The 9,771-nt window shown below is 66.1% G+C and carries 8 protein-coding genes and 1 pseudogene; 1 reads left to right on the top strand and 8 read right to left on the bottom strand.

Annotated features, from left to right (window positions below; translation table 11 throughout):
• The 8 genes and pseudogenes from WAW17_RS02130 to WAW17_RS02095 form a co-directional block, all read right to left on the bottom strand.
• A pseudogene (locus WAW17_RS02130) lies at nt 1-787 on the bottom strand (hypothetical protein); the annotation flags it as partial.
• 32 nt (nt 788-819) lie between these two features.
• Nucleotides 820-3,093 (bottom strand): CoA transferase, encoded by a 2,274-nt coding sequence (locus WAW17_RS02125; RefSeq protein WP_422331375.1) that lies wholly within the window; start codon nt 3,091-3,093, stop codon nt 820-822.
• A gap of 117 nt (nt 3,094-3,210) precedes the next feature.
• Complete coding sequence (locus WAW17_RS02120) at nt 3,211-4,008, bottom strand: crotonase/enoyl-CoA hydratase family protein (RefSeq protein WP_422331374.1); 798 nt, start codon at nt 4,006-4,008, stop codon at nt 3,211-3,213.
• Between the two features lie 13 nt (nt 4,009-4,021).
• Entirely contained in the window at nt 4,022-5,176 is a 1,155-nt protein-coding gene (locus tag WAW17_RS02115; RefSeq protein WP_422331377.1) for a thiolase family protein, read from the bottom strand.
• Nucleotides 5,177-5,204: 28 nt separating this feature from the next.
• Nucleotides 5,205-6,719, bottom strand: coding sequence for a class I adenylate-forming enzyme family protein (locus WAW17_RS02110; protein WP_422331373.1), 1,515 nt, complete (start codon nt 6,717-6,719; stop codon nt 5,205-5,207).
• Nucleotides 6,720-6,962: 243 nt separating this feature from the next.
• Entirely contained in the window at nt 6,963-8,153 is a 1,191-nt protein-coding gene (locus WAW17_RS02105; RefSeq protein WP_422331372.1) for an acyl-CoA dehydrogenase family protein, read from the bottom strand.
• 1 nt (nt 8,154) lies between these two features.
• Nucleotides 8,155-8,937, bottom strand: coding sequence for an enoyl-CoA hydratase/isomerase family protein (locus WAW17_RS02100; protein ID WP_422331371.1), 783 nt, complete (start codon nt 8,935-8,937; stop codon nt 8,155-8,157).
• An 85-nt stretch (nt 8,938-9,022) separates the two neighbouring features.
• Nucleotides 9,023-9,412: a thiamine pyrophosphate-dependent enzyme gene (locus WAW17_RS02095; RefSeq protein WP_422331376.1), complete on the bottom strand. Its 390-nt coding sequence runs from the start codon at nt 9,410-9,412 to the stop codon at nt 9,023-9,025.
• Between WAW17_RS02095 and WAW17_RS02090 the strand changes: the two genes are divergently transcribed.
• A partial coding sequence (locus tag WAW17_RS02090; RefSeq protein WP_422331378.1) for a hypothetical protein occupies nt 9,324-9,771 on the top strand: 448 nt, incomplete at its 3' end. The two genes, WAW17_RS02095 and WAW17_RS02090, sit on opposite strands and share 89 nt — an antisense overlap.

The raw sequence follows: 9,771 nt of genomic DNA, 5'->3' as shown, positions 1-9,771 counted from the left end.
GTGTACGGGCGTCGCTCGTATCGGTTCCGCACGATTGATGGAGAGCCCAAGGACCACCCTGTTTATCGTCATTGCTGCACCCAGACCGCCGATACCGGAATACCCCCCCGTCCTGCAGCACGTCGGCCACACCCGGGGTGATGACGTTGACGAGGATAACTTCACCCAGATCGATGCCGTTGGGGTGGCCGGCCTCGGCGAGCAACTGCTTCGCCTTTTCGGGATCGTAGTTGTAGGTCTCGTCGAGCGGGGCCATGTTCCGGTTCAGAAACAGTTCCACGCCGATACCGGTCGGGACGTCGACTGTGGTCAGTCCGCGGCGGCCTTCGACGGCGGTCACGGTGCCGGGCAAGAACTGGCCCAGTTCGATCGAGCCTTTCACCGGCAGCAAAGCCTTCAATCGAATACGGCTCCCGAGCCGTTGGTCTCGGTGGCAAGGATGGTCCTTGGCGATCAGATCCGGGTGCATGATGAAGCCGGCCATCTCGGCCAGGACATATGGCATGGTATCGGCCATCTCGGCCATCTCGGCCAGTGCCAGCGTGGTCCGACCGTTTGTACCTGGTGATTCCACTTGGACGAGGCGTCCGGCATCAAGGCTCTCGAGCCCGGCTGGAACCCCGTGCAGATGCCCTTCATCTTGCCGCGCGGGGCATTCTCCATGGCCGCGAGCAACTGTTCGCGCGGCACCCAGCGGGAGTATGCGAATCCGGCAACCGAGCGATGCGCCCGCGATGTCGTCGAGCATCAGATACAGCGGGGTGCCGGCCTCGGCCTCGTCGGGCATCACTTCGGCGAGGACCGTGCGTGAACTGCCGTCTACTCGTGTTCCCACATCTTCGGCACCGACGGTCCCCCGGCCACACGATCGGCGTACATCGTGTCGATTTCGTCGTCGCCGTAGCCGAGTTCGGTGAGGATCTCACGGGTGTGCTGGCCGATCACCGGCGCTGCACGATCGAACTTCAGCGTGAGGTCGTCGAAGTTCCAGTAGGCGCCGGGCTGTTCCATGCGACCGAAGTGTGCGTGGTCGTAGGAGGCGATGAGCTGGCCGGTGCGATTCGCTTCGTCGTCGAAGAACTCGAAGCCGTACTCTTCGCGCACCGGTTCGGCCGCGATGCCCGCGGATTCCAGATCGGCGAGCAGCTTCTCGGATTCGAGCCCCGCGAGACCGGTTTCGATCCCGTCGTCATCGGCTGCGCCCGCTATCGCGCGCAACGCGGCGAGCTGACCGTCGGCCTCGGCAACGACCGCGACCCAGCCGTCTGCCACCTCGTAGATGCGGCGGCCCGGACCGAAACCGGTTTGCGTCGCGTCGAACCGCGGGTACTCGGCGACACTGTTGTCGGCGAGGCGGATCAACGTTTCACTCTGTGTCGCGGTGGCTGCCGCAAGCAGCGATCCTGATGCCTTGGTGCCGCGCCCGGTGCGTTGCTTGTAGTACACCGCGAGCAGGGTGCCCACGAGAGAACCCAGAGCCGCCTGGATGTCGAGTACTCCGAATCGGGAGAACTGTGGCGGATTCCCCACACCACCGTTCTCGACCTCCCAGCCCGCCAGGGCTTGAAAGATCGGATCGAAGCCGGGACTGTCGATGCGATCGCCGTTCTCGCCGTAGCTCGTCACATACCCGAAGACAATGTCCGGGTTGATCGCTCGCACCGACGCCTCATCGATATGGTTCTTCACGGACGCCTTCGGACGCTGGTTGTGGTGCACGACGTCCGCCCACTGGATGAGCTTGCGCAAGACCTCTTGACCCTTCTCGGTGGCCAGGTCCACAGCCAGGTCGCGCTTGCCTCGCGAGCAGGCCTCCCAATAGCTGGGCTTCCAGCGCAACCGGTCGCCCACCACGGGCTCGATCTTGATCACCTCTGCGCCCAGATCCGCCATGAGCATAGGGGCCATTGGGCCTGCCAGGAACGACCCGAGGTCGAGCACCTTCAGACCGGCGAGTGGCCGCGGGTCGGCGGCCGGATCTACCGGCGCCGGGGACCGGCGGTACTGAGCCAGGGTGCCGAGTACCTCCTCGGAATGCTCGCCGAGACGTGGCGCCGGGCGTGTGACCTCGCACGCCGGTTCGGTCACGAAGGGGTTACCCGCCTGGAGTGTTCGCCCCTCCACCGAGTCGTCGACCTCGAAGACGTACCCATTGGCGACCACCTGCGGATCGCGCAGTAGTTCACCCATCTGCTGAGCCGGCTCGATTGCGAGGTCCGCTGCGCGAAAGGCCGGCAACCACTCGGTGCTCGGGCGCTGCGCGATGACCTTGCGCAGTCCCTCGCTCGCGTTCTTCGACAGATCATCGAGGTCGTCCATGCCCGCCGCGACTTCCTTGACGAGCGGGATGGCATTGATATCGATACGCTCGCCGGGATTCATCATCTGCAGCCACACACCGTCGCTGCACTGGTACATCGCAAGCTGCGGGGGCGCCTCGTACTTGTTGAGAATCAGCGCCGGGATCGGGTTCTCGGCGTTGTTCCACGCGAGAGAAGCCGTGTTGAGCATGCCCTGCAGGAGCGAGGTGTGCACCGCACCGACCCGGCCGGTGCCGTCGCGCTGGATGAGTCGCGCCACGATGCCCGCGGCAGCGAGGGACGCTGCGGCCCAGCTCGGCAGCGGGAAGCGCATGGCGATGGGGCCCTCGCGGTAGCCCCACAGCTCGCCCATCAGACCGGAGCGTGCCTGGACGAGTAGATCGTTCGCAGGGCGGTCGCGGTCGGGGTGGTCGACGGGGTAGCCGGTGACCGAGGAAACGATGAGGTTGGGGTGGCGCTCCCGCAGCGAAGCATCGTCGAGGCCGAGTGCGGCGGCGCGCGACGGGGTGAATTCGTGGACGAAGACATCGGCCGTATCAAGCAGATCGGCCAGCTTCGCGCGGCCGTCGTCGGTGGTGATGTCCAGAACCACGCTGCGCTTGCTGCGGTTCCAGGATGCGAAGGCGACCCGCTCCCGGAGCGGATCTCCTTGGGGAGATTCGACTTTGATGACGTCGGCACCGGCTTCCGCGAGCATCCGCGCCGCAACCGGAACGGCCAGTCCGGAGGCGAGTTCGACGATACGAATCCCTTCGAGAATCCGATCGGTCATGAGATTCTGCCTTTCTACCTGGACTGGTTACCTCAGTCATCCGAGTGGGTGCAGCCCGGGTCGACCGCTTTCGGGGCGACCCGGACTGCTACCGCAGTTACAACACAACGGCGAGCGTCAGCGCGCCTTCCAGACCGGCTCGCGCTTCTCGGCGAATGCGAGCGGTCCTTCCTTCGCGTCCTCGCTGAGCGCAAGACGATCCCACTCCGCGGCGGACAATGCCCACCGATCGTCCTCCTCCGCCCGCCGGCCGTCCACGACGCCGTAGGCGACACGCTTGCTGGCCTGCACCGACAATGGCGCGTTGACTGCGATACGCTCGGCGAGCTCGATCGCAACCTCGACCGACTTGCCTTCGGGCGCGACGTGGTTGATCAGTCCGACCTCGAGGGCGCGGGCTGCGGTGATCGGTTCTCCCGTGAAGATCATCTCCATCGCGAGACGCTGCGGGATCTGGGCCGGAAGGCGGAACACGCCGCCGGCACCGGCGATCAGACCGCGCTTGACCTCCGGCAGACCGAACGTTGCATTCTCCGCGGCCACGATGAGATCCGCAGACAGTGCCAGTTCGCTGCCGCCGCCGAGCGCGGTGCCGTTGACAGCAGCGATCGTGGGCTTGTCGATGTAGTGCTTGACGAAGCCCGCGAAACCCCAGTCCTCGTGACCGGGAGCATGCAGGCCCTCGCCGCGCGAGATCGCCTTGAGGTCTGCGCCGGCGCAGAACGACTTGTCGCCCGCACCGGTGATGACGATCGCGCGCACGTCGGGATCATTCGCGGCCTCTTCGAGGGCGCTGCCGACTCCGATACTCACCGAGGAGTTCACCGCGTTGCGGGCCTCGGGGCGGTTGATCGTGATCACCATGACGTTGCCCACGCGCTCGACGAGCGCACCGGCCTGGGTTGCCTGAGTCATCGTCGGTTCCTTCTCAGTTCTCGACGAGTTCGAGGATCGTGGCGTTGGCCTGGCCGCCACCCTCGCACATCGTCTGCAGTCCGTAGCGAATTTTGTTGCGGCGCATGTGGTGGATCATGTCGGTGAGGATGCGTCCACCGGATCCGCCGAGGGGGTGACCGAGCGCGATCGCGCCGCCGTTCGGGTTGAGGCGCTCGGGATCGGCGCCGATCTCCTTCAGCCACGCGAGGGGTACCGGCGCGAACGCCTCGTTGACCTCGAACACGCCGATGTCGTCCACGCTCAGGCCGGACTTCTCGAGAGCCTTGGCCGTCGCCGGGATCGGCGCGGTGAGCATGATGACCGGGTCGGCGCCGATGACGGTCGCGGTGTGGATCTTCGCGATCGGCGTCAGACCGTACTTCGCTGCCGCCTCCTCGCTCATGATGAGCAGCGCCGACGCGCCGTCGGAGATCTGCGAGGCGTTACCGGCGTGGATGACGCCGTCTTCCTTGAACACCGTCTTGAGCTTGGCGAGAGACTCGACCGAGGTGCCGCGGCGGATGCCCTCGTCCTTCGAGATCACCGTGCCGTCGGGGGTCGTGACGGGCACGATCTGGGCGTCGAACAGGCCGGCGTCCTGCGCGGCGGCGGCCAGCTCGTGCGAGCGAGCGGAGAACGCGTCGACGTCGGTGCGGCTCAGGCCCCACTTCTCGGCGATTGTCTCGGCGCCGATGCCCTGGTTCGGTGCGGTGCCGTCGTAACGGTCGAGGAACGCCTGGCTGTAGGGTTTGCCGGCGACCTGCACGGAGGAGCCCATCGGGACGCGCGACATCGACTCGACGCCACCGGCGACGACGACGTCGTAGTGACCGGCCTCGACGCTCGCGACGGCGAAGTTCAGTGCCTGCTGCGACGAACCGCACTGGCGGTCGATGGTGACGCCGGGGACCGACTCGGGCCATCCGGCCGAGAGGAGCGCGGTGCGGGCGATGTCCTGGGACTGTTCGCCCACCTGCTGGACGCAGCCCCAGATGACATCCTCGACGACGACCGGGTCGATGCCCGCGCGCTCGACGAGCGCGTTGAGCACAACAGCGGACAGGTCCGCCGGATGAACGCCGGACAGGCCGCCGTTCCGCTTACCGACCGGTGTGCGCACGGCCTCCACGATTACTGCAGTCATGATGTGCTCCTTCTGTTCAGCGATTACGGGGTCAGACCCGTGTGGATTCGAGTTCGGCGACCATCTCGAGCAGTCGCCGCCTGTCGACCTTGAGGGACACGCTGCGCGGCAGAGCGTCCACTGTGTGGATGGTGACCGGCACTTCATAGCCGGTCAGCTGGGTACGGACGAACTCCTTGAGTTCGGCCTCGTCGAGGGGATCTGCTCCCTCGACCAGTTCGATCACGGCTACGGGCACCTGGCCGAGTCGCTCGTCGTCCTTGCCGTATACGGAGGCGTCGAGCACCGAGGTGTGGGCACGCAGCGCGTTGCACACCGTCTCCGGCTGCACCTTGAAGCCGCCGCGGATGATGGCGTCGTCGGCGCGACCGTCGATGTAGACGAAGCCATCGTCGTCGAGATGAGCCAGGTCGCTGGTGCGCACCCACTGGTTGGTTCCGGTACCGGTCTGGCTCGAGCAGACCTCGAGGCGGCCGGTGGTGCCGACGGGCAGCACGACACCGTTCTCGTCGACCGTCCGCATCTTCACTCCGGGGAAGGGGCGGCCGACGCTGCCGCGCTTGCGGCTCCACCATTCACCGATGAGCGGCTTGGTCCATCCGGCGACTGCACCGCCGAATTCGGTGGCGCCGTACATGACCATCACGGGGATGCCGTAGCGCTCGGTGAATTCGTCGGCCAGGTCGGGGCTGACGAAGGTGGTTCCGGCGGTGACTGCGCGCAGGCTCGAGAGCTTTTCCTTCGGCACGTCGGCGTTAAGGACCGAGCGCATGGCCGCCGGTGGCAGGCCCGCGACACGCACCTGGTGCTCGTGCACCGCGTCGACCCATCCCTCGACGGTGAACCGCGGAAGCACGACGATGGGCCGTGCTTCGGCGAGCGCCTGGATGACACCCCACAGTCCGCCGATGTGCACCATCGCGAGCGTCACGAGCGCGACGCGTCCGGTGAGCGGTTCACGCTTGTCGCCACCCTTACCGGTATGGCCGTGGACTGCATCGAGAGCGGCCTCGAGCTGACGCCAGGTCAGCGGGATCCGCTTGGGCGGTCCGGTCGTACCCGAGGTGAACATCTCGACCGCAACGGGGTCCTTCTCGTTCTTCGGGGCCTCGATGGTGACCTCGGGGCCGCCCGTTCGCTGCACGACATCGATGCCGTCGACCGCGAAGCCGACGATGCCGGCCTCGGCCAGTGCCACCTCGAAGTCGGTTTCGTCCCACATGCTCTGCGGCGCGAGCACGACCTGCGGCAGCGACGTCACCGCGTCTGCAGTCACGCGCGCCGTGGGCTGCATGGGGTTGAGCGTGATGATGGTGCGGCCCTTACCGAGGACCGCGATCAGTGACGCGACGGACTCCATCCGATTCCCCAGCACCACGCCGATGCGTGACCCCTCGCCACAACCGACGCGCGCGAGTTCGACGTCGACCTTCTCGGCGAGCGCACGCACTTCGCCCCACGTGTGCCATGTCTTGTCCTGTTGGACCATTTTCGCGTCGTCGGATGCCGACCACAGCAAGCCCAACGCTTCCCTGATACCCGTCATTCGATGCCTCCCACTTCTCCCCGACGGGAAAAATTCGCATTCTTCCTGCATCGGTACCGGTTTCGTGACGCCCCCGCCCACCGCCCTTCGGCGGCGTCGAGCGAGACGCCTTGAACCAAAGATAGATCACATAGTTAACTAGGTCAATCGAGTTTGGTGTCGTGTCCGTGCCTAGATCCCGCGACCTGCCTGCATGGCGAAGCGGGGAGGATCCGTGGACCCTCCCCGCTCACGCACGACGGTTCAGCGCGGCATTCCCAGACCGCGTTCGGCAATGAGATTCCGCATGATTTCCGAACTGCCACCCGCGATCGTGTACGCCCGCGCGTACAGGAACTCGTCCTGCCACCGCCCGCGGTCGACCGCGTTCGGGTCTCCCTCGACGAGAATCCCGGTTTCACCGGCGAGTTCGAGAGCGAAACGTGCGATGTCCACGCCGAGTTCGCTGAACATCAGCTTGGCCATCGGTGCGTCGTACGGTCGTTCGGTCTTGCGCGGCCACCGGCTGATGTTCGCGTACACCATCGCCGAGAGTGCGGTGACTGCGGCCGACAGCTCGCCGATACGGTCCTGCACGGCACCGTCCTCGATCGCCGGGCGCCCGTTCCGAGTCACGTTCCTGGCCAGATCCTTCAGCGCTTCGACGTTTTGCTGCAGCCGCACGGCGCTCGTCGCCACGCCGCTGCGCTCGTGCCCAAGACTCGAATTCGCAATTCCCCAGCCGCGGTTGAGTTCACCGATCAGCGCGTCGGGTCCGAGCTCGACGTTGTCGAGGAACACCTCGTTGAAGTCGGACGTTCCGGTCATCTCCCGCAACGGCCGCACCTCGACACCCGGCAGCCGCATGTCGACGATGAATGCGCTGATACCCCTGTGTTTCGGGGCATCCGGATCGGTCCGCGCGAGCAGGTAGCCGTAGTCGGCCCAGTGACCGTTCGTGGTCCACACCTTCTGGCCGGTGACCTTGAACCCGCCGTCCTCGGTGGGGACAGCCTTGGTGCGCAGCGACGCGAGATCGCTGCCCGAGCTCGGCTCGCTGAAGAGCTGGCAGAAGATGAGCGCACCCGAGCGGATTCCCGGCAGGTACTTCTGCCGCTGTTCCTCGGTGCCGAAATCGATCAGTGCATGCGAGACGAGATGCGCGGCACCCTGGATCGCAGCCGGGGCGCGGCCGCGGGCGAGTTCCTCACCGACGACGACGTCCTTCTCGGACGAATGCGCAGAACCCTTGCCTCCGTACTCCTCGGGCCAGTCGGCACCGACGTACCCGGCCGCGAACAGCTTTCCGGTCCATTCCTTGAGCAGAGCGAGTTCCTCGGCGTCCTCTGCGCTGCGCACACCCGCCTTGACGGTGATCGCCGGCTTGTTGGCCGCGACGAATTTGCTTACCTCGGTGCGGAACTCCTCGAGTTCCGGAGTCATTCCGTAGTCCATGTCAGCGCACCTCGTATTTGCGGGTCGGCACCTCTGAGCGGACGACCTGAGCCTTGCCGATCGGATTGCCCAGGTCGGTGTAGTACATACCGGTCGCGAGGGCCGCGGACCGGCCGGAATCCTTGGACTCCCAGATAGCCCGGATACTGCCCTGAATCGCGGCCGGCGGCTTGGCTGCGATGCGCTCCGCGAGTTCCTGCGCGCGATCCCACAACTTCTCGCGCGTGACGATCTCGCTGATGAAACCGATCTCACGAGCGCGCTCGGCCGACATGCGCTCATCGAGCCCCAGCAGGACCATGCGCAGCACCTCCCCGATCGGGATCCGATGTGCGAGGCCGATCGGCTCGAGTGCGGCGACCATGCCGTACGACACGTGCGGATCGAAGAACTGGGCGTCCTCGCTCGCGATGATGATGTCCGCCTCGTTGAGCCAGTAGAGCGCACCACCGGCCGCCATACCGTGCACTGCGCAGATCAGCGGCTTCCAGCACCCGTTGTGCTTGGGAGAGAGATCGATGCCCGGATCGCGGCGGCTGAAGATGTTGTCGGAAAGGAACGTGCCCTCCTTGACGTCGACGCCCGTCGAGAAGGCGCGTTCGCCGTTGGCCCGGAGCACAATGACGTGGACGTCGTCCTCCTCGCGCGCATAGGCCCACAACGCAGCGAACTCGGCCCGCATCGTGTCGGTGAACGAGTTCAGTTTGTCGGGCCGGTCGAGCGTGATCGTCAGAACGTGGTCTTTCAGCTCTGCAATCACCGTGGTCAAGCTGCTCAGGTCCACAGTTCCTCCTGGAAAGTACGGGCACGCGCCCTCACAAATATTACTAAGTCATCCATGTATGCGTCCAGTCTCCGACCGTCACGCGTCACCGCGCACGTCCAACGGCCGCGGCCACCTCGGGTCGACGCCGGGCCGGATCCGCCTTGATCTCGATAACCAGAGGGTAGGCCCCCTCGTCCAACAGCTCCGTGACTTGCGCGAACTCGCCTACCTCCCGCACCGTGACCGCGCGGGCACCGAGGGCGCGCGCCGTCTCCGCGAACCCGGGCCACTGCACCTGCGAGTGCGAGGGCTCGAGGCCGAGACTCTCGAGTTTGAGGTACTCGGCGCCGTAGCAGTGGTCGTCGAGGACGACCAGCACGAGCGGCAGGCGATGCCGGACCGCCGTGCTCAGCTCCACCAAGCCCATCATCGCGCCGCCGTCTCCGGCCACACACACCGTCGGCACGTCGCGACGAGCCGCAGCGGCGCCCACCGCAGTCGCGATACCCAGCCCGATCGAACCGAATGCCCCGGGCACGGGTAAAACGGCCCGGATCGACCGGCAGGTACTTCCACGCCGCGAACGAGAACCGTCCGACGTCGGTGACGACCTGCGCCGCCGACGGCAGCAGCTCGGCGAGCCGGACCATCGCATCGCGCATGTCGACGGTGCCGCCACCGGAGATGCTGCGGTACCCCTTCTTCTCGACGTCGCGCACCGCTTCGGCGAGCTGCGCGACACGACGCCCGGACGGTGCCGGTGCGTCGGCCTCCGCCAGACGTTCGCACAGAGCGCGCACCACACCCGCGGCGTCACCAGGTATCGGAAGATCCACCGGAGCGAACCGCCCG

The organism is Rhodococcus sp. (in: high G+C Gram-positive bacteria) (assembly GCF_049286785.1).
Lineage (GTDB): Bacteria > Actinomycetota > Actinomycetes > Mycobacteriales > Mycobacteriaceae > Rhodococcus_F.
This window is presented reverse-complemented; position numbering and strand designations above follow the sequence as displayed.

Bases quoted from the DNA above. Each gene is read 5' to 3' on its own strand.
- WAW17_RS02125 (WP_422331375.1), bottom strand. From the start codon at position 3,093: ATGACCGATCGGATTCTCGAAGGGATTCGTATCGTCGAACTCGCCTCC.
- WAW17_RS02105 (WP_422331372.1), bottom strand. From the start codon at position 8,153: ATGGACTACGGAATGACTCCGGAACTCGAGGAGTTCCGCACCGAGGTA.
- WAW17_RS02120 (WP_422331374.1), bottom strand. From the start codon at position 4,008: ATGACTCAGGCAACCCAGGCCGGTGCGCTCGTCGAGCGCGTGGGCAAC.
- WAW17_RS02110 (WP_422331373.1), bottom strand. From the start codon at position 6,719: ATGACGGGTATCAGGGAAGCGTTGGGCTTGCTGTGGTCGGCATCCGAC.